Here is a 25,834-nt window from a genome sequence, read left to right on the forward strand (position 1 = left end):
TATTCGTTTTTTGATTATTCATTTTAAATGATCTCTTTGATCGTTGCATCAATCTTTTGTTTAACACTCGAGTCTACATCTGGTTGATTCAATAATTCTTTTAGTGGATTTATTGAGTTTTTATCTTGTAATGAAACCATCACATCGGCTAAAGCAACTTGTACCAATGGAGAATCTTGATTGGTAATTGATTTAATAAGCCCTTCTCTCACAATTGGCTTATCAGAATACTTCATTAAAGACTCAATTGCTGCCAATCGTACATTCACATTATCATCATTATTGAGTGTGATAAACAAGGCCCTAATTACTTGCTCTGTAGCATCATTTAATTTACTGGCTTCATTAACCGCCTTTAATCGCTTATTTGCAGATGGCTGCTCAATAAGTTCTAACACTAATTGAGAACGGACTTCTTCGGCTTCGGTGTTCACATAATTCTTTTTAGGCTCCGCCGTGTTAAAATTGAAACCTTTACCTACAAAAAAGCCTAGCGCAAGAATCGTTAATCCATAAACCAGTTTTCCTTGCCAATTACCAAGTGCAAATAGTGATTTGATTTTATCAGTAATAGAAGAACTTGTATTAGTTTCAACTTTTATTTTTTCTTGATTTAAGAATTCATAAAAACGAGTATCCATCTTACTTTCTGATGCTTCGGGAATTTCAATCTCATCAAAATGGAGAAGTGATTTAAATTCATCAAGTTCCTTTATAAGTTTAGGATTTTCCATCAAAAAAGCTTCAACAGCATCCAATTGGCTTTCATCTAACTTTCCTAAAATATAATCTGACTTTAATTCTTCAAACTGTTTATGATTCATAACATTATCTCTTTTCTAATTCCAAAAAAATGGTTCTTAAATCGTTTAATGCCCTATGGGCCTTGGTTCTAGCTGCTCCTTCACTACAACCTAAAATAGTAGCTATCTCACTATATCTAAGCTCTTTAAATTTGCTTAGTATTAAAATTTCTTTCTTTTCGGCATTTAAGCTATTCAACGCCTTGTTTAATATCGATGTGTTTTCTTCAAAGCTTATTTGCGCATCTATAGTTACGCCTTCATTTATTTGTTCTTCCACAGTATTAATATCAGCGTCATATCTTCTTTTTTTATTTTTCTTAAAATGATCGTAATTGATATTTCTAGCAATCTGAAACATCCAAGCAATAAAATTACTTTCTGTGGTGAATGAGTGCTTATACTTAAGTATACGTTCAAATACATTCTGCACTAAATCTTCACTCAATTCGTAATCACTGTTCATTCTAAAGAAAAAGCTAAAAAGTCTTCTTTTATGCCTTTCATATAGCAATCCGAGTTTACCGACGTTACCGGCTTTAACATCAAGCATCAGTGCACTATCTGATAATTTATTCAATTTTGATATTGATTTTGTTGATTTATAAAGGTAAACTGTACATTTTAGAAAACGTTACAGAATTTTAAACTAAATTATAAATTAATGGTTTCTGTATACATCAAAAAGTAGTTAATCATTACTTTTGTGCCTAAATTCAATATAATGAATAAGGTTACCCATTTTGTCTATGATCTATTGGTACAAGCCGGTGTGAATGAAGTAAGTGCAAAATATCTAAATATGATTGCACTTTTATTCTTGGCTTTACTCATTACCATTTTAATAGATTATATCGTTAGAAGAATTCTTCGCGGAATATCTACGAGAATCGCTAAGCGTTCTAAAACAAATTTTGATGATATTCTTATTAATAATAAGGTGCCGAGAAACTTTGCCCATATTATTCCTTTAATTCTAGGACTCGAATTTGTACCTATTATTTTTAAGGATTTCGATTACGCAGAAAATATCATAGAAAAAGGATTAGAGGTATTTGGAATTATTCTAACACTTTGGATCGTTAGAAGCATATTACATTCTATTAAAGATTACCTAAAAACCTTGCCAAATCTTAAAGATAAACCTATAGCTAGCTATATACAAGTCTTTATGATCTTTGCTTGGCTAGCCGGGTTAATTCTTGCTTTTGCCATTATCACCGGACAATCGGTATTAAGTTTTTTTACAGCACTCGGTGCAGCTTCTGCTATTATTATTCTAGTTTTTAGAGATACCATTTTAGGTTTTGTTGCCAGTTTACAAGTTTCTATAAATGACATGGTTCGAATTGGTGATTGGATTACATTTGAAAAATATGGAGCTGATGGTGATGTTGTTGAAATTACGCTGGCAACAGTAAAAGTTCAAAATTTTGATAAAACAATTACAACCATACCTACATATGCACTGATTTCTGATTCTTTTAAAAACTGGCGTGGGATGACGAGCTCTCAAGGGCGTAGAATTAAGCGTTCATTAAATATTAAAATGGATAGCATAAAATACTTAAATACCAATGAAATAGAAGAGCTTAAGAATATTCAGCTCATTTCGGAGTATCTTTCTTCACGTCAAGAGAAAATTTTAGCTTATAATTCAGAAAATAACATCGATAAAAAATTACTTCTCAATGGCAGAAATCTAACCAACATAGGTGTGTTTAGAAAATATGCCGAAGCATATATTAATCAACATTCTGCTATTAATAAGGAAATGATGATCATGGTTCGTCAGTTGGCTCCTACAACACAAGGATTACCCATAGAAATATATGCTTTTAGTGCCGACAAGCGTTGGGAAAATTATGAATATATTATGGCTGACATTTTTGATCACCTGTTAGCTGCCGTAAAATATTTTGATTTAGAATTGTTTGAGTTGCCTACAAATTCATTATCAATAAAAGAGGACACAACCTAGACAATCGCACCAAAGCTCAAAAACTTCATTAGTTTTAAATATATCTGGACTAATTTCGTATAATGGAACTAGTATAAAAGCTCCTATCAATACATAAATAGTTAGCTTTTGAAACAAGGAAATCTCCTTATTTGCTGATATTGTTTCAAGGTTAAGTTGATTATACATCAGTTAAATCAATTTATCTAAGCTGTCAACCGCTACATAACGTTCTGCTGTAAATCCTTCAGCGTGTTCTACCCCTATTAATCTTCCTAAATCTTGTGCGCGATAAACAATACTATCCAAAAAATTCTTACTAGAAATTGGTGAAGTAGGTTCTTTACTATTTGGGTCATAAAATTGCGAGCCATAGGCCTTTACGGCATCCATTTTTTTATCAATAAATCCTGACACATCAACCACAAAATCGGGATCCAAATTTTTCCATTGTATATAATGATATACCTGCTTTGGTCGCCAATGCGTTTGCTGTTCACCATCTAATTCTGTTTCTATACGTCTTAATCCTGATAAAAAACAGGCATCACTCACTAGTTTACTTCCCTTGCCATGATCTATATGACGGTCGTCAATAGCATTGCAGAGCACGATATCTGGTTGGTACTTACGTATTACTTTCATGACCTCCAGCTGATGCTTTTTATCATTTACAAAGAAACCATCTGCAAATGCCAGATTTTCACGTATTTCAACACCCAAAATTTCAGCTGCTTTAGCAGCCTCTTGATCGCGAATTTCAGCCGAACCACGTGTGCCTAGTTCTCCTCTGGTTAAATCTAAAATTCCTACTTTTTTACCTAAAGAAATTTCTTTAGCAATTGTTGCCGCGCAACTTAATTCCACATCATCAGGATGGGCGCCTATGGCTAATATGTCTAATTTCATAGATTAATAACTACCTATCATTTCGAGTGCTAACAATACATCTAAAGTTCTCATTTAAACTTTGTATTTCATTTCAAAATGACATTTATTTAGAATCAAAGATACATATTTGATATCTTTATAAAAACAATAGAAAATGCTAGAACATTTTTTTCAATGTCCTTACTGTTGGGAAACCATTTCTATGTTATTAGATACTTCAATATCTAAAACACAGTATATTGAAGATTGCGAAGTTTGTTGTAGACCAATTCAAGTGCACTATACATGTACCGGTAGTGATCTAAAGAGCTTTGAAGCCAGTGATATTGATCAATAATTACAAACCATTATTTGATTTATGTTTTAAATGAAACTCTAATTTATCTTGACCAACCACCTTAAATCCCGATCGTAAATACAAGAATTTAGCAGGGTTACGCTTTAAAACCTTCAAGGTAACTTCTTTACTTTCATCTTTCGCTCTTGAAATTGTTTTTTCTAATAAGTATTTACCAATTCCTCTTGATTGAAATGCCGGCAATACTTGAAGTTGAGCAATTTCAATATTTGCATCGTCTTCTACCATTTTAATCATTCCAATCTTTTCGTCTTCTTCTACTACCAAAGAAGTTTGATCAAAATCTTTATCTATTCTATCAAGATGCTCTTCTTTAGACAGAAATACACCTGCTTTTTCCAGGTGTTCAGACATGGTTTGAGTTCTTAGATCATATAAAAAATCTAAATCTCCTTTTTGTGCTTTAATTAATTTAATATTCATGACTTTTCTATAGCTTTTTCTATATCGTTAATAAGGTCTTTTGCCTCTTCTATTCCTACTGAAAAACGTATTAGTTGATCACTTATTCCTAACTCTGCTCTTTGCGCGGGGCTTAATAAAGCATGAGAAGCCATGGATGGGAAAATAATGGTAGATTCCACTCCTGCCAAACTCATCGAAGGTTTAATAAGCTCAAGGCTTTCTTTAAATTTAATCGCATCTATGCCATCTTCTAATTCAAATGAAAGCATCCCTCCAAAACCATGCATTTGCTCTTTTGCAATTTCATGATCTTTATGACTAGGTAATCCCGGGTAGTTTACTTTAGCAATCTTACTATTAGTATTTAAATACTCAGCTATTTGTTGCGCATTTTTATTATGTTGTGCAATACGAATGCCTAAAGTTTTTATACTTCGCTCTAAAAGGTAGCACATAAAATCGCTTAAATTGCCTCCTAAGTTTTTTGATTTTTTCCAAATCTTATCTATCATTTCAGAAGTTGAAGCCACCGCACCTGCAGATATATCGCTGTGACCGCCAAGGTATTTAGTGCCAGAATGTAAAACGATATTAATTCCAAAATCTATAGGATTTAGATTTATTGGAGAGGCAAACGTATTATCGATTACCGAAAGCAAATTGTACTTTTTAGATAGTTCGGCTATCCCTACAACATCGGTAATGGTAAGTAGTGGGTTTGAAGGTGTTTCAAAATAAATGATTTTTGTATTCTCTTGTATTTTCTCCTCAAAATCTGTTATTTCAACTCCTTTTGTGAATGAATATGCTATATCCATCTTTTCAAACTCTTCAACAATAAAATTAAAAGTTCCGCCATAGATCTCACTTTGTAAGACCACATGATCGCCTCGTTTTAAAAAGGTAAGTAATGTTGTGCTAATGGCGGCCATACCTGATGAAAAAACCAAAGCAGCTTCAGCATGTTCTAATGCCGCTATTTTTGCCGCTACAGCTTCTTGATTGGGAGTATTAAAATAACGAGGGTACCGTTTTTTTTCTACATTCATGTACGGATAAGAACTAGCCATATATATAGGCGATACCGACCCTCCAAACTGTTCATCTTTGATACCTCCATGGGCACAAATGGTATTTATACCTAACTTTTCTTTTCCCATTAATTTTATTTAAGAAGAATCTAAAATACTAAACATTAATGAATTGCACTACTTACATAAAAAATAATGTTTAAAATGTGACCCCTACAATTATTATGTGTCATAAATAATACAAACAGAAGCTTTATAGCGTTATTGATGAGCTTTGGCTCATGTAGGTTGTAGCGGCTTGTATTGAAAAATACAAAAAGGGAAAAGGGGATTACTGACCCGTACCGCTATAAAAATAAAACCCGAAACAATTGTTTCGGGTTTTTTAATTCTACTAAACTTTAACTTCTTTCCATTTTCCTTTTCTAAACCAAATAATGCCAATAGTTGCCAATAGTGCCTCGGCTAATACGACTGCTAAAAACACTCCCAAGGCTCCTACTTTAAATTGTATAGCTACTAAATAGGCGAATGGTATTTGAAACAACCAAAAGGCAACGAAATTGATCCAGGTAGGTGTTTTGGTATCTCCTGAGCCATTAAAGGCCTGAATAACCACCATGCCGTATGCATAAAACACATAGCCCGCCGCGATTACTTGTAATGCCAAAGCTCCCGATTTTACTACACTAGCTTCTTCACTAAACAATGCTAATATATCTGGCGCAAAAACAAGATAAATTATAGAAACCAGTACCATAAAAATGGCGTTGTATTTACCGGTTACCCACACCGATTTTTCTGCACGCTCTGGTTTACCTGCTCCAAGATTCTGTCCTACTAGTGTAGCGGCTGCATTACTCATGCCCCAAGAAGGCATAAACGTAAACATCATTACTCGAATAGCTATCGTATATCCTGCTAAGACCTCACTACCAAATTCAGACATAATACGCATTAAAAACACCCAACTTGAAGTACCAATAATAAATTGACCAATGCCTCCTAATGACACTTTAATTAAATTAATCATTACAGCTGAGCGCAGTACAAGGTCTTTAAAAGCGATCTTAATTTTACCCCAACCGTAAAATAAAATACCTAATTGAAATAATACCGCCGAACCTCTACCGATTGTAGTAGCAATAGCGGCTCCTTTTACACCAAACTCAGGGATAGGCCCGAGGCCAAAAATAAAAATAGGATCGAGTATTATATTCAATCCGTTAGACACTACTAAAGTCCACATCGCAATGGAAGCATCTCCCGCTCCGCGAAAAACGGCATTGATAAGAAACAATAACATAATGGTAAGGTTACCACCTAATAAAATCTGCGTATAACCATAACCTTCTGCAATGAGATCGGGTTCTCCACCCATTAATCGTAAGATATCTTTTGCATAAAAAATACCTATAAAACTTACTATTATTGATACGGCTACACCTAAAAAAACTACTTGTACAGCAGCATGATTTGCTCCTTTAACATCTTGCTCTCCTATTCTACGAGCAACAACAGCCGTAGCTGCCATACTAAGCCCAATAGCGACGGCATATACCAATGTGAGCACAGATTCTGTTAAACCAACAGTGGCCACTGCATTAGTGCTTACACGTGATAAAAAGATAATATCTACTAAGGCAAAAATAGACTCCATGAGCATTTCTAAGATCATGGGTATAGATAGCATGAAGACCGCTTTACGAATACTACCAGAAGTAAAATTCTGCTCTTTACCTTTTACAGCTTGCCAGAAATATTTAAAGATTTTTGAAATTGTATTTGAGGATGACATGATTGTTAAGTTAAGAATAGTTAATGCTAGAAATAGCCTTTCGCTATTTCCTTTAAAAAGACAATATTCCGTACGTATCAGGTAGGGATTATTGTAAGTTCCGAAGTTTTACTTAAGCAATCATAAGCGACAAATGTAAAAAAATATTTTATATTTCACATTTACTAACTAAAGAACTATTAATAGAACCTACTTCATGACTACAAAGATTAAATGGGGAATCATTGGTTTAGGCAATATTGCACATAAGGTTGCTTCCGATCTATTACTTTCAGATAACGCCATTTTACAAGGCGTTGCATCAAGAAGCGAAAAAAAAGCAAAAGCATTTAGCGAAAAATATCAGGCTCAGCGTTATTTTAGTTCTTATGAGGCTTTAGTAACCGACCCTGAAATTGATGTTGTTTATATAGCAACACCTCATCCATACCATTTTAAGAATACAATGTTATGCCTAGATAATGGTAAAGCTGTTTTATGTGAAAAGCCAATAGGAATGGATGCCTATGAAGTTAAACAAATGCAAGAAAAAGCAGCTTCCAGTGCACTTTTTTTAATGGAAGGCATGTGGACACGTTTCATACCTGCAACCGAGAAATTATTAGAGCTTCTTCAACAAAAAGTAATTGGAGACGTCTTGTTTTTACATGCCGATTTTGGATTTAAAGCAACGGTTGACCTCGATAGTAGACTCTATAATAAAAAATTAGGAGGAGGAACTTTATTAGATATTGGTATTTATCCTATTTACCTAAGTTTACTGCTTCTTGGTATTCCAAAGAAAATAAAAGCGACGGCTAGAATGACAAATACTGATGTTGACAGCTATTGTGCTATGCTATTCGATTATGAAAATGAAGAAAAAGCAATACTAGAAGCCACGATCGAAGCTGATACACCAACACAAGCGGCCATTTATGGAACGGAGGGTGTTTTAAAGTTACATCGGCAATTTCACCATTCCGAAAAAATATCATTGTATAAAAATGGGAGGTTAAAAAAAGTTTTCGAACTTAGTTTTAAGGGGAATGGTTATTTTCATGAAATTGAAGAAGTCAATAACTGCCTCCTGCAAAAGAAAACAGAAAGCAGTAAATTATCATTACAAACCAGCTTAGACTTAATTACGATTATAGATCAGGTAAAAGCACAAATAGGGTTAAATTATGACTAAATTAAGGCCTTAACTATGCGTTCAATCTCACCTACTAACTTTATAAAATCTCCTTTAGAAGTTAAAGGATTCATTACTGTACATCTTAAATAGCGTTTTTCACCAATTGTTGTTTGTACGATGTAGAATTTACCCGATTCTATGAGTTCTTTACGTATTTGCCCATTTAAACTATTCAATTCTTCAAGGTTCGATTTAGTAGAAGGTAGGTATCTAAAATTTACAATATTTGATTCTGGCGTGATGGCCAATTCAAAATTGCTATGTTCTTCAAGAAGTGAAGCCAAGTTTTTTGCAGATGCATATAAATGATCTACATTTTTCTCGAAGATATCGGTACCATAGGTTTTTAAAAGGATATAGACTCTTGCTGAAAGTAGCGATTTTGTGCATTCAAACGTTCGTTTCGCTGAGTTGTACCATTCTTCGGTTTCTGGTGCATCCCAAAGGTATTGTGCTTTTTGAGCAAAAGTAGTATAGCTTTCTTTACCATTTTTAAATAGTAAACCTGTATTTAGTGCAGGTGTCATAAGCATTTTATGATAATCGATTACCACCGTATCGGCCCTTTCAATACCACTGGTTAAATGCTTATATTTTTTTGAGAATACCACACCTCCTCCATGGGCAGCATCTACGTGAAACCATAAATTATTTGCTTCGCAAAAAGTAGCAATTTCATCGAGATCGTCATAAGAACCTGTGGCAGTAGAACCGCCACAGCCAACTACGCAAAACACATGAAGTCCTTTTTGTTTTGCTTCCTCTAAGTACTTAGGTAAAAGTGCTGTATTAATTTTAAAATGTTCATCAACAGGAACTTTTATAATTCCTTCGTCACCTAAGCCCATTATTCTTGCTGCCCTGTCAATACAATAATGCGCTTCTTCAGAAACGAGCACAGCTAGTTTTTCGTTATGGCCTTCTTCCCATACGTTATTTGGTGCTTTCGCTTTTCTTGCGGCTAATAAAGCCGTTAGGTTGGCTAATGATCCGCCTGAGGTTATAAATCCGGAAGCTTCCGAAGAATAGCCAACATGTTTAGCAGTAAAATCTATTACCGTTCGTTCCATCGCATTAGATGCCGGACCCATTTCATAAACTCCTGTTCCATTATTTAGGAAGTCGGCTAAAAGTCCTGCAAAAGCTGTAATTGGTGCCGGACTCGCAGTTTGATGCCCAATAAAACCAGGATGTTGCAATTGTATAGACCGATCTAAAATAGCCTTGAACGTCTCAAAAGGCTCTGCAGTATCTTCTAAACCATCTTTAAAATAGGCTAATTGGTCGTTTGGTGGTATATGCGGATACACCGCTTGATTTTTATCGGTTTGTACCTTTTCTAATTGATCGGCTAATAACTCAACCATTTGAAGGCCCAGTTTTCTAAAGGCATTTGAATCATAGATATCAGAAAATAATATTGACTCTTGTTTTGTTAGTTCCATATAACAAATTTAAAGCGTCTTTATTAGACCAAAAAAAGTTTAACGAATTCTAACAAAAAAATGGAGTTCGTTTAATTTACAATCAAACGTAAAGTGTTGATTTTTAGATTAATTGCTGAAAATTTTGTATCTTAAGACACAATTAGAGAAAAGTACTAACTAAACCTAACTAAAATGAAAAACTATGTATTTAGTCTCATGGCGCTCGCCATTATGACTTTAGTTGCTTGTCAAAAACCTGAAGCAACTGAGAAAATCGAAACTCCAGATTATGATGCCTTCAATAAAAAAGTTGAAGTTTTACGTTCTTTTTTAAAAGCACATTCGAATGAAGATCTAAATGCTCAAACAGCCATGTTATCTGACACCATGCAATGGAGTCCGGCTGCTTATAATGGAAATAAATGGCTTGGTAAACAAGAGCTTCTAGCTGCCCTTAAAGGATATCATGACAACTTTGAGAATATTAAATTTTCTGAAGGTATTGTATTGAGAGACAGTACTGTTAGCGGTGTCTATTCTGGCTCTGTTTTCCCTAAAGAAACAGCAACATCTTCACCTGGTGCCATTAGATTGTATGGTACCTGGACAGCCACACATACCGAAACACAAAAACCAATTGGTGTTAAATGGTATGGTATTGGTTGGGTAAATGATGACGATAAAATTGTAATGCTCACCGATTATTTTGATGTTAATGGTCTGGCTGTTCAATTAGCTGAAACGAGCGAAGAATAAGAGAATCTCTTTAAATAGTCTTACCAAATTTCTTGAATTAAAAGATTAACGATAAAAAGGCCCATTGGGTCTTTTTTTTGTTAATAAAAACAGGAAAAACACCCTTTAAAAAAGAGGAAAAACCCTCTTGATTTTTATTTTTTTTAGCGCTATGAGCTATTTTGATACTAATAACCTAATAATTAGATTTGATCTTACAAGCTTGAAAACAAATAGTATCAATACCGAACTCATACTTATTTAGAGTGCGCATCTCTCTCAAAAAATAGTCTTTTTTACTCTTTAATTGCTTTAGATTAAATGACACGAGAGAGATGCTTTTTAACTATCAAGAACATTGAATATAGTACTGTACCGGTATGATAAGTCTGGGATTATTGTATGAAGAATTAAAAGCATGGTACTCTTCTCTATACGGCGTTGAATTGGGAATAAAATCGTTATAGGAATTAAATGCTTGAGAAGGGTACTTTTGTAACGAACATACTATTATTGTTAACTCTTTAAAACAATTAATTATGGGAGGAAAATCAACAAAACACATTAATGAGGTAATGAATGAATCCGTTGCAAAGACTGATTCACCACCCGCTATAAAAGAAGCTGAAAGATTACTTGAAGTAAAAAGAAACCAAATTTTCATTGAAGATGATTCTTACATTGGAGACCCATACTCATTATTGGGGCAAGTAATCGAAGTCAGAAATCAAAATGGAGAATGTGATAATAATGTGAATAATGGCTATGCGGAATTCTCAGTTTTTCCAATTCCAGGAATTTCGATAAATGAAAAATCCATAATAAAGCAGCCTGTAAAAACAAAATCTTTTATAGTCGATAAAAAACTTAGCTTGGAAGTAGGTTTTCTAAGTTTTTTAAACTCCAAGCTAGATAACGAATCCCTTTTCAGTGTAATTGTTTATAATCAAGCAGTTGGTCGATTGAAAATACAAGATCCAAATTATTTAAGCGGTGTGAAGTTATGGATTAGAGAAAATAGTAATGTTATTAATGATCCTGATGTTTGTCATATACTTGTTGTAACTGGAGTTGTTCAAAAAAATATTATTAGAAAAAAATATAAGAAATTTGAAATTAAAGCAAAAGGAGGTGCGTATGGACTAAGTGTTAATGGGAGTTTGTATACCAGTACTGAAGATTATTCACTAGATACTAGATTTGGTCTATCATATGTAAGAATACCTATTCCAAATAAAACAGAAATATTAAAACAGCCTACAATAGAATTGGGAAATAAAGAAATTGAAACGAATAAAATTACAGATTTTCTTTCACTAAAAAATCCAAATATAGAAGGGTTAAATATATCTGAGGAAAAGGTTAAAAGTGAATTGATGGAAAAATTATTTATTCCAAACGATTCTGAGGTTGATTATATTGATTCAATAAACTTTATTAGTGACAATAGTCAATTATAATCGACTTTTTTCATTTACTTATGAAAGTCTTTAAAGATTTTCAGTTCTGTGCATTCTAACAAAACTGATTACTAAGTACTATTAGCATAGATAGTAATAGCATATTAAAAAAACTTCAGGCGGTACTTGAAAAGAAATGACATGGTTGATTAAATGAAAAAAATGCTCGTTGCAGATTATATCGTTCAAGGCTTAAATTTTAATTAAAATATGGATTTTTCACAAAGCGAAGTAATAGAGTTAAGAGAAGAAATAGAAGATCTTTATGAAGCTAAACAATTTAAACTTGCTTCTGAAAAGGCAGGTAAATTATACTCAATATTCGAAGATAATAATGGTAATTTTTCTTTTTTTTCAGTTTCATTTGTATTAAAGCTTAATTACATTGAAGTGTATCTTCAAAATTATAAGCGGGCAAAAAAATATTTAGATATTTATAAAGAAAATAAGTTCTCATTTATAGAAACCGAAAAATATCATCCTGTAGAAGGGTTTAAAAAAATAATAGGTATACCTTATGAACTTAAGTTTTCTAATGAAGTAAAACTTAAACATCGATTAGATAAGAACTTTTGGCAATTAAGGCTTGAAAAAATAAAGAACCATTATCGGTCTTCCTCATATACTACTGGGAAAATCGCAATTAATAATTTGAATCTAGAGTTAAATGAGGTGAAAAAATATTTGAATCCAGACGAAATTCAATTCATTAATGCATCCATAACTAGTCTCGTTGATGATCTCGCTCATATTGTTTTACTCGAAGAAATACGGTCTTCTCAAAATCCTTCAAATGCAATTTCATCAGTTAGTGATGAAATGTTAAGTATTTTTAAAGATAAGACGGAAACTGAAATCTATGAAATAATCGGTGAAGCGGTAGTTGACAAAGCTAAAAATGCTTTCAATGATACTAAAACTAATCTTGATTTTAGAATTGAGATGGGAGCTGCTATTCTTTTATCTTCTAGTAATAAGCTAGAAAGTCAACCTACTGAAACAGAAAATAAAATTAGGAATATAAGTTTTGGCAAAAGCGTGATTAAATCTTTGAAAGAGTCAGTGTATAGATTGCTTTGTGATCCAAAAAATAGAGTTGGTAAAGATATAATAACGAAGGAAAATATAAAAGATGTACTGTTAGTTGTTCTAGCAAAACAAGGAGTTACAGATGAAAGTTTAATCTTACCAATAATTGCCTTGGCGCTTATGTTTTCGTTATCATTTTTCTGCGGCTTATTAAAGCCTGATTTCATTAAAAGTTAATAGCATTATTACTTAATTAGTAATGATTTTACTGATCTTATTCACTACCTTTAAACCATGAAATCTTTTGAAACAGAACGGTTGGTTTTAAGTTCTTTTACGTCAAAAGACTTTGATCTATTCGTTGAGACCATGCTCACCGACCCAAAAGTAATTACCTATTATTATTCATATCAAGGCTTAACCGATCTTAAGGAGATTCGTAGCAAAGCGCTCAAAGATTTCTGGATAGAATTTGAAGAATCTGTCACCAAACATAACTTAGATGTATGGGCGGCAAGAACAAAAGCAGACAATTCATTTATTGGCTGGTCTGCCCTACTCCATACTGAAGAACTTTCTACACGATATGATGACATACCCGAATTACAATATATGCTAGCTAGTAAAGCACATGGTCAGGGTTATGCAACCGAACTCGCCTCAGGTGTTTTAAATCATGCAAAGGCACAAGGTATTATTAAAAAAGTAATCGCAACGGTTGATATACCTAATGTGGCATCAACAAAAGTGCTCGAAAAATTACAGTTTAACTTCTTAGGCAAAATTGAAGCTTATGGAAGTACAGAAATGTATATGTACGATAAATTTCTTTAGCACTCTCAGCTAAATTTTTAATGTTAACATTTGCGTAACCGAAAAGTTACACATATATTTGTAACCTAATGGTTACTTATTTAATATGAGAAGAGATGTATTTCAGGCCATAGCCGACCCCATTCGCAGAGATATTATAGAATTCGTTGCAGAAGAACCCTTAAGTGTTAATGAGATTGCAAATAAATTTGATGTGAGTCGTCCTGCCATTTCCAAACATTTAAAAATCTTAAATGAGTGTGGTATCATCACCTTTCATCAACAAGGTCGTGAACGCCATTGCTACATACTCCCGCAAAACCTACTTCCCGCTTTTCTATGGATAGAACAATATAAAAAGCTATGGGAAACACGTATTGACAATTTTGAAAATTACCTTAAACAATTAAACACTGAAAACAATGAATAGTACAAATGAAAACTGTGTGGTTACTATAGAAAGAACCTTTAATACATCTATAGACCTGGTTTGGCAAGCATGGACTCAACCAGAGCATATTGCACAATGGTGGGGACCAAAAGGAATGAAAACCCGTGTACTCGAACATAATTTTACTGCCGGTGGACATTGGAAATTTGCCATGGCGATGCCCGATGGTAAAGATTTTATCTCAGAAGGCACCTATCTTGAAATCATAGAACCAAAACTCATACGAACCACAGCCGATTTTAAACCAATGACCGAAGGTGTAGAACTGCAAATACACCTTGAAGAAATAGATGACCAAACAAAATTTATCTTTAAAGTAATACATGCCACCGAAGCTTATAAAATTCAACAAGAGAAAATGGGTATTTATAATGGTTGGGGATCTGCTTTTGACCGTCTACAAACACATGTTGAGAAGTAATAAACAAATCTTATTGTTCTTAGGTTAAAGCATAAATTTTTATTTTACAATAACTAAATAAGAAATCAAATTTAAGTATGTGTCATTTCGAGGGTTACGTACAAACGACTAGAAATCTTGAAACAGATTTCTCAATCGCTGTGCTCATTTCGAAATGACATATTTTTTGGAATTCATCTAAGGCCTTAATTTTAAATAAAAACAGGGTATTGACCTTATAATTAAGCAATAATTAATTATTCAAAATGTATTAAATTGTAGTATGAAATTTGCACATACTAACATTATAAGTAAAGACTGGGAAAAACTAGCCGATTTTTACATAAACACCTTTCAATGTACTATAAAACCTCCACAAAGAAAGCAATCTGGTGAATGGCTTGAACGAGGAACCGGTGTTAAAAATGCAAAATTAGAAGGCGTACATTTATACTTACCAGGCTATGATGAAAATGGCCCTACCCTAGAGATTTATCAATATGAAGAATTCAATAACAATTCTGTAAATGCTCCAAACACCTTAGGTTTTGCACATATTGCCTTTGAAGTTGATGATGTACATGCAGTAGTTTCTACTGTTATAAAAAACGGCGGTAAAAAATTCGGAGAAATTGTTAGCCGAAAAGTACCCGGTGTTGGCGAAATAACCTTTACTTATGCTCAAGACCCCGAAGGAAATTTCTTAGAAATTCAGCAGTGGAATAAAGAAAGTGTGTAAGAAGTAAAAACCTTAACCCTTTATCCAGTTAATTACAGATGCATCGGTAGGTAATGTTTTAGGTGCAATGATTTTTTCGATTGCTCCATTTTCATTCACCAAATATTTCTGGAAGTTCCATTTTACTTTGGAGTCTTTATATCCATTTTTAGATTTTTCAGTTAAAAACTGATATACCGGATGCTTGTCACCTCCTTTTACAGAAATTTTTGCCATCATTGGGAAACTAACACCATAGTTCTTTTGGCAGAATTCAGCAATTTCTTGATTAGATCCGGGTTCTTGCCACAAGAAATTATTTGCTGGAAAACCTATAATTACAAAGTTGTCATCTTTATATTCTTCGTATAATGCCTGCAACTGTTCGTATTGCGGTGTTAATCCGCATTTAGAAGCAGTGTTTACTACCATTACTTTTTTTCCTTTTAAAGAGGCCAAATCGAACTCAGAGCCATCTAAGGCTTCCACTTTAAAGCTATGCAGCGATTGCTTTTGGGTTTGTACCGCTTCGCTAGTATCAGCAAGAGCGTTATCATTAGATTTTTTATTAAAACATGACAAGAATGAAAACATAACTACTATAATTAAAAGGATTCTCATGACTTTTTTCTTTGGTCATTTCGAACGAATGTGAGAAATCTAAAAAACGAGCTTTCTTATAAGAAGACAACTTCAAAATTCGAAATGATGATTATTATTTTTTATAATACTTTTTATTTTTCACGTATGCTAAAATAGTCAATAATACGCCAATAGCTAACCATGTCCATATTTGATAAGGTATTGGAGCAGACTCTCCTGCTGCATACGAGTGTAAACCAGATAATAAGTGGTTCACCCCTAAATACCCCATTAATATCCCAGCAAACGCAAAATATGCTAGAGCATTAAAGGTTAGTTTCCCGCGTAAACCGGGTATGAGTCGCATGTGCAAAATAAAGGCATAGACCATAATATTAATTAATGCCCAGGTTTCCTTAGGATCCCAACCCCAATAGCGTCCCCAGCTTTCATTCGCCCACATGGCACCTAAAAAATTACCAATAACAAGCATTACAAGGCCTACAGTAATAGACATTTCACTAATAGCAGTAAGTTCTTTAATTTGTAGATTGACTTTCTTTTTATTCTTCTTTGTTGTTAAGCCAAAAAGAATCAACGAAATAAATCCTAATATCATACTCAGCGTAAGCGGCCCATAACTTCCTACAATGATTGATACATGTATCATTACCCAATACGAATCTAATACGGGTACCAAATTGGCAATAGCGGGGTCCATCCAATTTAAATGTGCATACATAAGTATCATCGCTACCACAAAAGTGGTTGCAGCTATGGTAAGATTTGATTTTCTACCAAAAGCCAAACCAAATAGCATAGTAGCCCAAGCCACGTAAATCATAGATTCATACCCATTGCTCCAAGGCACATGTCCAGAAATATACCATCGAATTCCCAGACCCACCAAGTGATATATAAAAAGTAAAATGATAATCCACTTAAAAAGGTTTACCATAAAACGAATAACCTTTCCATTATTAAAAACCTGAATGATCAAAAAAGTTAGCATTAATACTCCTGCCAACATATATTGCCAGAATAGGTTTCTAAAGATATCGTACTTATTATAAAAAATCTCAAGGTCTATTTTACGTTGATCTGGTAGAACTTCTGCACCAAACTTTTGCTGATATTTATGAATGCTCTCTAAATATTCATTGGCTTTACTATAATCTCCAGATTTTTTACCTTCATGTAATGCGCCAGCATATAATGGCAAAATATTAGAGACATATAGCGAGTCTGTACCTTTAAAGCCAGCTGTTTTATGCTCTACATACGCATGCCATTTATTATTAACATCACCTTGCAAAGGAAAGAATCGAAAGATGCTCCCAAAAACAACTCCGTAAAGTAAGCTAGCTCTTTCATGCACACTCACGATGCTTTGATCGTATTTAGATTTGATTCTTTTTTTATAGGCTTTCTCGAGGTCTTCACTAAGCTTATACTCACCTCTTGGTGTTAGAAGATCGGTGAGGCTTAGGTAGCTTTTATCTACAGGAACGTCTAATAACTCACGTGCCTTTGTATTATTCTTATTCATGTAGATAATTGGAGCCGACAACCACATTCTAGGATTGGTAGCCATTGAAACCACAATTTGACTAGCATTTAGGCCTCTATAATTATCGCTCTTACTTACTTTACGAAGTAATTCAGAAGCAAAAGTATGCACAGGCTTCATGCGACCTCCTTCATCTTGAATTACCAGCTCACTAAAACGTTCAGCGTGCTCTTTCGGTACTTTATTCGCTTGAAGTATAGAATCTATTTGTACGTCTGTATAATGATCTTGAGAAAATCCGGCCAATGAAAACATTAAAAAGACAACCGCTAATGCTTTTTTCTTTTCTTTTACCTTATCTAGTATTTGCTTTAGATCGGCAAAACGTGTGGTTCTAGAAAATAAAATAAATGTCATTGCGAAAAACAACAACACATAACCAATATAGGTAATGGTTGTACCCACGGCGTCATGGTTTACAGATAAATGTGTCTCTTCAACGGCACCGGTATCATCATAACTCGATTGAAAGAACTTAAAACCTTTATGGTTTAAAATATTATTCATAAAAATTCGAAAATCAAAGGTCTGGTCTTTATCTATGACCGTAACCTCGCTTGCAAATGATTTCGGACTATTAGAACCTGGATATCGTTCTAATTCAAAATCTCTTAAGCGAATAGTAAATGGTAATTGTAGTTGTTTTGCACCATAACTAAGGCGGAAATTAAGTCCGTTTAATGAGAATTGCTTCGGTGGTTGATTCAAATATTTTCTACCAAAAAATGAAGTGGTATGTGTTTCTCCATCAACAGTAGTTTCTACTTCTAAATAATCATTAGGGTGTTCATCTTTATCACCAGAAACAATTGTCATTTTCCCTTTGGTTGGTGGTTCTGGCACCACAAATTGCATATTTCCTAAGCTATATAAAGCGCGTAGATTAAATGCCTGCAATGAGTCTCTTTTAACACTGCCTTGTTGCTGTGTGGCCATGACCATAAAATTACCGTCATGAGGTGTTTTTATAAACAAACTATCGCTTTTTGCAAGAATATTTACAGCGCCTTCTGTTTCTTTATCAAATGCTACTAAAACATTATGAATATTCGCTATTTCGCCCTTTTTGATATAATGATCATGTCTTGAACCTCCACCCGACTCTACAAAGTGTAAAAATTCTTCGCCATTGGCATCTGCTTCAAATGCTTCGTAGGCGTTCGGAATATAATTTGCATATTTGATCTCGACATTTTTTCCTTTAAAATCTCTTTTAATCGAAAAATCATTACCTCCTCTTATGAAATCTAAGAATTTAGAAGCAATGGGTATAAAACGAGGCTTTGTAGTTATTTCAGGAGCAAAAAGGTAACTTTCTTCTACTGTTTTCTGAACTTCATTATTATCAATTATTGCGGTAAAATAGGTCGTTTCAGAAAGCATTTTATCGGTAGCTTCGCCTTCCCGAATAGGCATCATTGCCTCATAACTAATGTACCGCGTTATACCTGCACCAATTAGAATAAATATAAACGCCAGGTGAAACGCTAGTACCGACCATTTTTCTTTTCTAAACAAGCGATATCGAAAAATATTACCTGCAAAATTAATCACGAAAACTACCATGATCACTTCAAACCACCAAGCATTATAAACCAATGCTTTTGAGGCTTGCGTACCATAATCATTTTCGATAAACGTAGCCACTGCCATGGCTATTGCAAAAAGTATAAATAAAACGCCTGTTAGTCTGGTAGAAAAGAAGAAATCTTTGAGTTTTTCCATCAATCAATTTGCCTTGAAATAATTCTGCGCGAAGTTACTCAAAAAAACACTGACTTTAATAGGTTTAACATAATATTATAAAGTTTAGATTTTTACTTTTTGAGGCTTATTTTCAAACATTTTAATAAAGAGAAAAGTTCCCATTTTTCGAGCTCTTCTTTTGGCAATTTCTGTTTTCTCACCATTAAATAATTCGTCGTTGGTGGTGATCCAATACCGAAGCCATCTGCCAAAATGATAGTTTTGAATACTATAATCATTTGTAGCATCAACAATGGTATGCTTTAATACCGGATTTCCTTTAAAACTCCGTACAGCAAATAAATTTGTTTCCCAAAAATCGGTGAGTCGTTGTAAGTGGCTATCCCAATCTTTAATATGTTCATTAAAAATAGGACCTAATAGGTCATCTTTACGAACTTTTTCATAGAACGTACTCACTAGCTTAAAAACATCGGCTCTGTCCTTTATATCATGCTCCATTCCATGTAAATTTTATAGGTTTATGATAGCAATGGCGCTATTAATAAATAGACTCAGTAATAAAATATTAAAAATGAGTTTGGTTTTAAATCTTCCTAAAATTGAAACATTATATAGCATGGTTATAAATACACAAAGTGATAATTCTATAAAAAATGTAGGTTTATTCGCATTCATTGTAAGTAACATTACTGTTATAGAACCTAAACAACTCTGTAATATGATTGTTAGAGGCATATATAGCATGAATCCTTTTTTAAACTCTCCGAATATTGATAGATAATAAGTCATAATAAAAGCATTTTAATTTTTATGCTAATTTCTATAAGCTATCTTTGCTATTTTATGATTCAAATCATATTGAAATGATCCCTTTAGAAATTCTTGCTAATTATCCTTACATCAAAAAAAAGTATGCTGATGGTCAATTGATCTTTAAAGAGGATATGACGGCTAACTTCTTTTATCAGATTGAAAATGGCCATGTAAAAATGTTTAACTTAACAGAAGAGGGTAAAGAATTTGTTCAAGGCTATTTTACAGATGATCAGAGCTTTGGAGAGCCTCCCTTTTTAGGGGATTTTAAATATCCTGCTAGCGCTATTGCCATAGAAGAAACAACTATTTTTGTACTCACAAAAGATGTTATCTTTAAACTATTAAGAGAAAATCAGGATATACATTTAAAGTTAACCGCAAATCTTTGCAAAAGAATGCGATATAAGGCAATGATAGCAAAAGAAGTTTCTGTTTATCCGCCTACACATAGAATTTTGGCTTTATTGAATTATTTAAAAGAACAATCTGGGAAAGTAGATACTTTAGAAATAAAATTAACCCGACAACAAATTTCTGAACTTACAGGTTTACGGGTTGAAACCGTGATTAGAGAAATTAAAAAGCTTGAAAAACAAAAGCGATTGGCTATAAAAAATAGAAAAATCTATGTTTAAAAAAGTACTTATATGATTAGCGTTGTTTTGTTAGGAGCTGGAAATGTGGCTTCTCATCTTGCCAATGTTTTTATGGATGCCGAAAAGGTGGATTTAATCCAAATTTACGGGAGAACAACAAAATCACTAAAACACATTAACAGTCAAATAAATAAAACAACTGATCTAAATAAATTAGCAAAGGCTGATGTTTATATTCTAGCTATACCAGATGATGTTATCGCCGAGCTCTCCGATCAATTGAACTTTAATGATAGGTTAGTTGTGCATACTTCCGGTAGTGTAGCTATGGAGGCTTTAAATTCTAATAATAGAAAAGGTGTATTTTATCCGCTACAAACTTTTTCTAAAGACAAAAAAGTAGATTTTGGCACATTGCCAATTTGTTTAGAAGCTCAAGAGAATGATGATTTGATTTTATTAGAAAAATTGGCCTCATCAATTTCGAAAAACACCTATTTTATTGATTCTGAACAACGTAAAAGTTTGCACTTAGCAGCGGTATTTGTGAATAACTTTGTCAATCATCTCTATCATATTGGTCACGAAATATGTGAAGAACACAAAGTACCCTTTGAAATACTAGCACCGCTTATACAAGAAACAGCTAAAAAAATGGAATTTTTGGCTCCGTTCAAAGCACAGACGGGACCAGCCAAACGAAACGATATTCAAACTATTGAAACACAAATAGCGATGCTCTCTAAAGCGCATCAAGAAATTTATAAACTCATAACCCAATCAATCAAAAACACCTATGGAAAAAAGCTATAAAGAAATAATGCCTCAAATCACCACCTTTATTTTTGATGTAGATGGCGTATTAACAGATGGTACCGTTACTATATTTCCAGATGGAGAGTTGGTACGAAAAATGCATACTAAAGATGGTTATGCATTAAAAACCGCCGTTGATAAAGGATATAATGTATGCATTATATCTGGAGGCACTAATGAAGGTGTAAGAAAACGCCTACGTGGATTGGGTGTTACCGATATTTATTTGGGAGCTCATAATAAAATTGAGCAATTAGATGAATACCTAGATATTCATAATATAAAAACTGAAAATGTACTTTATATGGGTGACGACATACCTGATTATGAAGTAATGAAACTTGTTGGTCTAGCCGCCTGCCCTAAAGATGCAGTACCAGAAATACAAGATATTTCCCTTTATGTTTCACAAAAAAAAGGGGGTAATGGATGTGTGCGTGATGTTATTGAACAGGTACTAAAAGTTCAAGATAAATGGAATGGTAATTATAATGCTAAATATGATTAGTTAACCAATCATGAAGTCAGAAGAACGTCTTTCGAAAATCCCTATACTAGGCTGGTTTGTAAAACTTTTTAAGAAAATAAAAGTACCCGGTTTAGAAGGAATGTCATTATATGATGTACTCGAAATGTATGTGATTGGCATTGTACAAGGTGCGTTAACTTCTCGTGCCGGTGCAATTGCCTTTAGTTTCTTTATGGCTTTATTTCCGTTCGCACTATTTGTGCTAACTTTAATTCCCTACGTGCCTATTGAGAATTTTGACCAGATCTTTATGGATTTTGTCAATCAAGCGCTACCACCAAGAACCTCAGAAGCGGTTGATTCAGTGCTCACCGACATCGCAAAAAATAGATATGGTGGTTTATTATCTTTTGGTTTTATTCTTTCCATTTTTTTAATGACAAATGGGATCAATTCACTTTTTGGCGGATTTGAATATACCTACCATAAGTTACAGACCAGATCAATCATCAAACAATACATTATTTCACTAGCCGTAACACTTATATTGGCATTATTGTTGTTTACAACTGTTGGGGTAATTATTTACTTTGAAATAGCCGTTGGTAATTTATCAAAGCAAGGATATATGACCGACATAGAATTTTGGGTTCAAACAGGTAGATACGCTGTAATCTTTATCATGTTATTTATTACAGTAGCCATGTTTTATTACCTGGGCACGAAAGAAGGAAAAAAAATATCATTCTTTTCTCCGGGAGCCATTTTAACAACATTCTTAATACTAATTAATTTTAGAATATTTGCTATTTATGTGAAACGGTTTGCCCAGTACAACGAACTGTATGGTTCTATTGGTACTTTGTTGATTGTAATGCTGTTTATCTGGTTAAATTCTATTATTTTATTATTAGGATTTGAGCTCAATGCGGCGATGATACGTTTAAAAAAACGAAATAGATGAGGTCATTAAGTTTATTGATGCTATTCTTTTTAGGAATTACCGCTATTAGCGCACAAACCATTTTTGGTAAATGGAAAACTATTGATCCTGATACAGGCAAAGGTGAATCAATTATAGAAGTTTATGAAAAGAATGGAAAAGCCTATGCGAAAGTAATTGAGATTTTAAATAAAGACGACCGCGATAAAACATGCTTTAAATGCAAAGGCAAAAATAAAAATAAGCCCTTATTAGGATTAGATATTTTAGACGGCTTAAAAAAAGATGGTGATGAGTGGAGTAATGGAAAAATATTAGATCCAAAAAATGGTAAATATTATAAATGTTATATTACGCTAGTAAGTACTAATAAGTTAAAATTAAGAGGGTATATTGGTATCTCGCTAGTAGGAAGAACAGAATATTGGTATCGAGTTAAAAGCTAAATAACACATTTGAAAAAAGTAAAAGTCATAGGGATTGTTATACTACTATTAATTGGTTTAACCTCCTTTGCTCAGAAAAAAGGCTATGATCTTAATTGGCAGTCTGATTTTGAGCAGGCTAAAACCTTGGCTAAAAAAGACAATAGACTAATTCTAATCTATTTTACAAGCTCTGATGCCAGTACTGCCAGCAAAAGATTAAATGAAGATTTTTTCTACACAAAAAAGTTTAAGAAATTATCTGATGAGCATTTAGTTTTGGTTCGCGTAAATATCCCCAGACGGCCGAACCTAATATCAAAACACCAAAAAACAACTAACCGTCAGTTAAGTACTGCTTATAATCAAAAAATAATTCCTACCGTGGTGCTGTGTGATGCTAATGGTAAAAGTTTAGGTAAAATAGAAAGCTATAATTATTTAAGAGATACCAGCAAGCATTATGCTTTGATCAATGATGCTTTAAAAAAGTAGCTGCTATAAGAGAAGCACAGCAAAGGAGCTATGCTTCTCTGCTATGCTCAATATAATCTTATTCCTAAAAATCTAATCGTAATCCTAGTCTGAAATTTCGTCCTCTAGTTGAAAATCCAAAAACCTCTGTATATTCTTCATTGAATATATTAGTAGCAGAAGCTGTAAGGAATAATCTATCTTTCATTAATTCATGTCCAAAGTTAACGTCAACTAAAGAAAAAGATGATAATGTTATGTCTGTAGCAGGGAATGTACTAAAATCACTATCTGCTCTATCATCTACAAATTGATAGTTAAGTGCTATATAATTCTTAGCACTAAAATTATAATTTAGGGTTGCGTTAATTTTATGTTTTGGTATTCTTAATGCCACTGATTCCTTACGCTCTGTAAACGCATAATTGGCATTGAAATTAAGTTGATTGGTTATTTTGGTAGAAAACTCTACTTCTATTCCTTCAACTTCTGAGTCATTCATAGCATTTTCATAGCCATTACCACCAAAAACAATAACGTCGTCTTCTTTTCTATTAAAATAAACCACGCTTACTAGAAGTTTATTATTAAGTTTAAGCTCCCCTCCTGCTTCTAAAGTACTATTGGTTTCGGGTTCAAGGTCTAAGTTTGCTCCAAATGGTCCGAATAATTGCGATAAGTTAGGCGCAATGAATGAGGTGCTATATGAGCTCAAGAACTTTACATATCCATTATTAAACTTATATGTATACGACGGATTGATATTATAGGTAAAGTGACTTCCATATTCGCTATGATTATTCAATCGGGCTCCTGTATTAAGGTTTAGCCCAAAATCAGATATCCAAACTACATTTATATAAGGATCAATGTTCGTGATATTCTCTTCTTCCGTATAGCTTACTTCATTATTAATATAATTTAACCCTACAATTGTATATAACTTGCTGTTAAAATTGTACTTATTAAATGCATCTACAATCCAACTTTTGCCTTCAAAATTTCCAGAAAACGATGAATTAATGTCTCTATTTATTTTTATAAATGAGGTATTTACTGTTATAGAGCCGTTCTTATAATTATACTTCGGTGAAATACCATACCTATATTGATCTGAAGTCGATGAAAAATCGGCATCAGCAAATGCAGGAAAAGTATTATCAAAATCAGCATTAAATCGTTCTTGGCTAATAAAAGCATCAATACTGAAGCTGTTAGATAATTTATAGCCAAAGTTTGCCCCGATATTCGTTCTTGAAAAGGCATCTTTTTCCGTTCCAACCGCTACGGCAGAAAGACCATCGGAAAACTGATGTCCAAATGAAGCTAAGTATGTAAACTTACCTAAGGTTCCATTCACGGAAGCCGTGTTCATAAAATCTGCCAAGTCATAATCAGTTTTTACCGCAGATTGATTAGTACCAATACTTGACGAAAAGCTAGCCGAAATCGGATTAGAAGACGCCTTTTTAGTAGTAATATTAATTACTGCTGTTGCCGCACTATTTCCGTATAAAGTACTCGCGGCTCCTTTAATAATTTCAATAGATGCTATATTATTGATATTTAGCAAACGTAAATCAAAGCTATTCGTTACCGATGAAGGATCTGAAACTTGAATACCATCAATCAGTACTAATACCTGACGATTATTACCGCCTCTGATAAAAGCCGATACATTTTGACCACCATTACTTCGGCTACCATTAATTTCAATACCGCTTTTACTATTAATAATTTCGGCCAAGGTTTTACCTTGGTTTCTGTTTAACTCTTCTGAAGTGATCTTAATAACCGTTTTACCTGAGTTTTCTCTTTTGAGTTTAAATCGAGAATCAGTAATTACTACTTCTTCGAGCTGTTCAACTCTTGTTGAATCTTGTTTCTGTTGAGCATTTACTAAAACTGTTGTTAGTAAAGCTCCTACATACAATAACCTTTTTTTCATAATGTTTATCTGTTTTTAACAGACCTAAA

Annotated in this window: 28 protein-coding genes; 17 read left to right on the forward strand and 11 right to left on the reverse strand. The window is 33.4% G+C overall.

Annotated elements, in window-relative coordinates; genetic code table 11:
* Positions 1 to 23 precede the first annotated feature (23 nt).
* The gene (locus tag AC1EUU_RS04980; RefSeq protein ID WP_480200276.1) at positions 24 to 824 is read right to left on the reverse strand and encodes a hypothetical protein; all 801 of its coding nucleotides are present in this window, start codon (positions 822 to 824) and stop codon (positions 24 to 26) included.
* Positions 825 to 828: 4 nt separating this feature from the next.
* On the reverse strand, positions 829 to 1,383 hold the full coding sequence (locus AC1EUU_RS04985; RefSeq protein ID WP_480200277.1) for an RNA polymerase sigma factor: 555 nt from the start codon (positions 1,381 to 1,383) through the stop codon (positions 829 to 831).
* Between the two features lie 144 nt (positions 1,384 to 1,527).
* Here AC1EUU_RS04985 and AC1EUU_RS04990 point away from each other — a divergent pair, with 144 nt between their 5' ends.
* Positions 1,528 to 2,784, forward strand: coding sequence for a mechanosensitive ion channel family protein (locus AC1EUU_RS04990; protein WP_480200278.1), 1,257 nt, complete (start codon positions 1,528 to 1,530; stop codon positions 2,782 to 2,784).
* 171 nt (positions 2,785 to 2,955) lie between these two features.
* Here AC1EUU_RS04990 and bshB1 read toward each other — a convergent pair whose 3' ends face one another.
* Positions 2,956 to 3,672, reverse strand: coding sequence for a bacillithiol biosynthesis deacetylase BshB1 (gene bshB1, locus AC1EUU_RS04995; protein WP_480200279.1), 717 nt, complete (start codon positions 3,670 to 3,672; stop codon positions 2,956 to 2,958).
* 136 nt (positions 3,673 to 3,808) lie between these two features.
* Between bshB1 and AC1EUU_RS05000 the strand changes: the two genes are divergently transcribed.
* Positions 3,809 to 3,991: a CPXCG motif-containing cysteine-rich protein gene (locus tag AC1EUU_RS05000; RefSeq protein ID WP_480200280.1), complete on the forward strand. Its 183-nt coding sequence runs from the start codon at positions 3,809 to 3,811 to the stop codon at positions 3,989 to 3,991.
* Here the strand turns inward: AC1EUU_RS05000 and AC1EUU_RS05005 are convergent, their stop codons facing one another.
* The 3 genes from AC1EUU_RS05005 to AC1EUU_RS05015 all read right to left on the reverse strand — a co-directional run bounded on the left by AC1EUU_RS05005 (position 3,992) and on the right by AC1EUU_RS05015 (position 7,246).
* Positions 3,992 to 4,435, reverse strand: a complete 444-nt coding sequence (locus AC1EUU_RS05005) for a GNAT family N-acetyltransferase (protein WP_480200281.1) — start codon at positions 4,433 to 4,435, stop codon at positions 3,992 to 3,994.
* Positions 4,432 to 5,577 carry a trans-sulfuration enzyme family protein gene (locus AC1EUU_RS05010; RefSeq protein WP_480200282.1) on the reverse strand — a complete coding sequence of 382 codons (1,146 nt, stop codon included), beginning with the start codon at positions 5,575 to 5,577 and terminating at the stop codon, positions 4,432 to 4,434. Before AC1EUU_RS05010 ends, AC1EUU_RS05005 begins: the two co-directional genes overlap by 4 nt.
* 265 nt (positions 5,578 to 5,842) lie before the next feature.
* Positions 5,843 to 7,246 (reverse strand): MATE family efflux transporter, encoded by a 1,404-nt coding sequence (locus tag AC1EUU_RS05015; RefSeq protein WP_480200283.1) that lies wholly within the window; start codon positions 7,244 to 7,246, stop codon positions 5,843 to 5,845.
* A gap of 196 nt (positions 7,247 to 7,442) precedes the next feature.
* On the opposite strand from AC1EUU_RS05015, the gene AC1EUU_RS05020 reads away from it, so the two are divergent.
* Positions 7,443 to 8,420, forward strand: coding sequence for a Gfo/Idh/MocA family protein (locus AC1EUU_RS05020; RefSeq protein WP_480200284.1), 978 nt, complete (start codon positions 7,443 to 7,445; stop codon positions 8,418 to 8,420).
* Here the strand turns inward: AC1EUU_RS05020 and AC1EUU_RS05025 are convergent.
* The gene (locus AC1EUU_RS05025; RefSeq protein WP_480200285.1) at positions 8,417 to 9,868 is read right to left on the reverse strand and encodes a pyridoxal phosphate-dependent decarboxylase family protein; all 1,452 of its coding nucleotides are present in this window, start codon (positions 9,866 to 9,868) and stop codon (positions 8,417 to 8,419) included. The genes AC1EUU_RS05020 and AC1EUU_RS05025 overlap by 4 nt on opposite strands.
* Before the next feature lie 174 nt (positions 9,869 to 10,042).
* On the opposite strand from AC1EUU_RS05025, the gene AC1EUU_RS05030 reads away from it, so the two are divergent.
* From AC1EUU_RS05030 to AC1EUU_RS05060, 7 genes are all read left to right on the forward strand, one after another.
* Positions 10,043 to 10,606 (forward strand): nuclear transport factor 2 family protein, encoded by a 564-nt coding sequence (locus AC1EUU_RS05030; RefSeq protein ID WP_480200286.1) that lies wholly within the window; start codon positions 10,043 to 10,045, stop codon positions 10,604 to 10,606.
* Positions 10,607 to 11,124: 518 nt separating this feature from the next.
* Positions 11,125 to 12,045 carry a hypothetical protein gene (locus AC1EUU_RS05035; RefSeq protein ID WP_480200287.1) on the forward strand — a complete coding sequence of 307 codons (921 nt, stop codon included), beginning with the start codon at positions 11,125 to 11,127 and terminating at the stop codon, positions 12,043 to 12,045.
* Positions 12,046 to 12,255: 210 nt separating this feature from the next.
* The gene (locus AC1EUU_RS05040; protein ID WP_480200288.1) at positions 12,256 to 13,311 is read left to right on the forward strand and encodes a hypothetical protein; all 1,056 of its coding nucleotides are present in this window, start codon (positions 12,256 to 12,258) and stop codon (positions 13,309 to 13,311) included.
* A 57-nt stretch (positions 13,312 to 13,368) separates the two neighbouring features.
* Positions 13,369 to 13,908 (forward strand): GNAT family N-acetyltransferase, encoded by a 540-nt coding sequence (locus AC1EUU_RS05045; protein ID WP_480200289.1) that lies wholly within the window; start codon positions 13,369 to 13,371, stop codon positions 13,906 to 13,908.
* Positions 13,909 to 13,993: 85 nt separating this feature from the next.
* Entirely contained in the window at positions 13,994 to 14,317 is a 324-nt protein-coding gene (locus AC1EUU_RS05050; RefSeq protein ID WP_480200290.1) for an ArsR/SmtB family transcription factor, read from the forward strand.
* Positions 14,310 to 14,759 carry an SRPBCC family protein gene (locus AC1EUU_RS05055; protein ID WP_480200291.1) on the forward strand — a complete coding sequence of 150 codons (450 nt, stop codon included), beginning with the start codon at positions 14,310 to 14,312 and terminating at the stop codon, positions 14,757 to 14,759. The genes AC1EUU_RS05050 and AC1EUU_RS05055 overlap by 8 nt, the downstream gene beginning before the upstream one ends.
* 262 nt (positions 14,760 to 15,021) lie before the next feature.
* Positions 15,022 to 15,477 carry a VOC family protein gene (locus AC1EUU_RS05060; protein WP_480200292.1) on the forward strand — a complete coding sequence of 152 codons (456 nt, stop codon included), beginning with the start codon at positions 15,022 to 15,024 and terminating at the stop codon, positions 15,475 to 15,477.
* Between the two features lie 12 nt (positions 15,478 to 15,489).
* Here the strand turns inward: AC1EUU_RS05060 and AC1EUU_RS05065 are convergent, their stop codons facing one another.
* The 3 genes from AC1EUU_RS05065 to AC1EUU_RS05075 form a co-directional block, all read right to left on the reverse strand.
* Positions 15,490 to 16,077 carry a glutathione peroxidase gene (locus AC1EUU_RS05065; RefSeq protein ID WP_480200293.1) on the reverse strand — a complete coding sequence of 196 codons (588 nt, stop codon included), beginning with the start codon at positions 16,075 to 16,077 and terminating at the stop codon, positions 15,490 to 15,492.
* Positions 16,078 to 16,171: 94 nt separating this feature from the next.
* Positions 16,172 to 19,333 (reverse strand): cytochrome c biogenesis protein, encoded by a 3,162-nt coding sequence (locus AC1EUU_RS05070; RefSeq protein ID WP_480200294.1) that lies wholly within the window; start codon positions 19,331 to 19,333, stop codon positions 16,172 to 16,174.
* An 84-nt stretch (positions 19,334 to 19,417) separates the two neighbouring features.
* Positions 19,418 to 19,816, reverse strand: a complete 399-nt coding sequence (locus tag AC1EUU_RS05075; protein ID WP_480200295.1) for a group III truncated hemoglobin — start codon at positions 19,814 to 19,816, stop codon at positions 19,418 to 19,420.
* 73 nt (positions 19,817 to 19,889) lie between these two features.
* Between AC1EUU_RS05075 and AC1EUU_RS05080 the strand changes: the two genes are divergently transcribed.
* The 7 genes from AC1EUU_RS05080 (at position 19,890) to AC1EUU_RS05110 (ending at position 23,878) form a co-directional block, all read left to right on the forward strand.
* Positions 19,890 to 20,099: a hypothetical protein gene (locus AC1EUU_RS05080; RefSeq protein ID WP_480200296.1), complete on the forward strand. Its 210-nt coding sequence runs from the start codon at positions 19,890 to 19,892 to the stop codon at positions 20,097 to 20,099.
* 82 nt (positions 20,100 to 20,181) lie between these two features.
* Positions 20,182 to 20,769, forward strand: a complete 588-nt coding sequence (locus AC1EUU_RS05085) for a Crp/Fnr family transcriptional regulator (protein WP_480200297.1) — start codon at positions 20,182 to 20,184, stop codon at positions 20,767 to 20,769.
* A gap of 12 nt (positions 20,770 to 20,781) precedes the next feature.
* The gene (locus AC1EUU_RS05090; protein WP_480200298.1) at positions 20,782 to 21,543 is read left to right on the forward strand and encodes a Rossmann-like and DUF2520 domain-containing protein; all 762 of its coding nucleotides are present in this window, start codon (positions 20,782 to 20,784) and stop codon (positions 21,541 to 21,543) included.
* Positions 21,527 to 22,054: a KdsC family phosphatase gene (locus tag AC1EUU_RS05095; RefSeq protein WP_480200299.1), complete on the forward strand. Its 528-nt coding sequence runs from the start codon at positions 21,527 to 21,529 to the stop codon at positions 22,052 to 22,054. The genes AC1EUU_RS05090 and AC1EUU_RS05095 overlap by 17 nt, the downstream gene beginning before the upstream one ends.
* A gap of 10 nt (positions 22,055 to 22,064) precedes the next feature.
* Positions 22,065 to 22,979, forward strand: coding sequence for a YihY/virulence factor BrkB family protein (locus tag AC1EUU_RS05100; RefSeq protein ID WP_480200300.1), 915 nt, complete (start codon positions 22,065 to 22,067; stop codon positions 22,977 to 22,979).
* The gene (locus tag AC1EUU_RS05105; RefSeq protein WP_480200301.1) at positions 22,976 to 23,404 is read left to right on the forward strand and encodes a DUF2147 domain-containing protein; all 429 of its coding nucleotides are present in this window, start codon (positions 22,976 to 22,978) and stop codon (positions 23,402 to 23,404) included. Before AC1EUU_RS05100 ends, AC1EUU_RS05105 begins: the two co-directional genes overlap by 4 nt.
* Positions 23,405 to 23,413: 9 nt before the next feature.
* Positions 23,414 to 23,878 (forward strand): thioredoxin family protein, encoded by a 465-nt coding sequence (locus AC1EUU_RS05110; RefSeq protein ID WP_480200302.1) that lies wholly within the window; start codon positions 23,414 to 23,416, stop codon positions 23,876 to 23,878.
* Positions 23,879 to 23,942: 64 nt separating this feature from the next.
* Here AC1EUU_RS05110 and AC1EUU_RS05115 read toward each other — a convergent pair whose 3' ends face one another.
* Positions 23,943 to 25,805 carry a TonB-dependent receptor plug domain-containing protein gene (locus AC1EUU_RS05115; RefSeq protein WP_480200303.1) on the reverse strand — a complete coding sequence of 621 codons (1,863 nt, stop codon included), beginning with the start codon at positions 25,803 to 25,805 and terminating at the stop codon, positions 23,943 to 23,945.
* Between the last annotated feature and the right edge of the window lie 29 nt (positions 25,806 to 25,834).

This window comes from Maritimimonas sp. 2205BS37-2, from assembly GCF_056591755.1.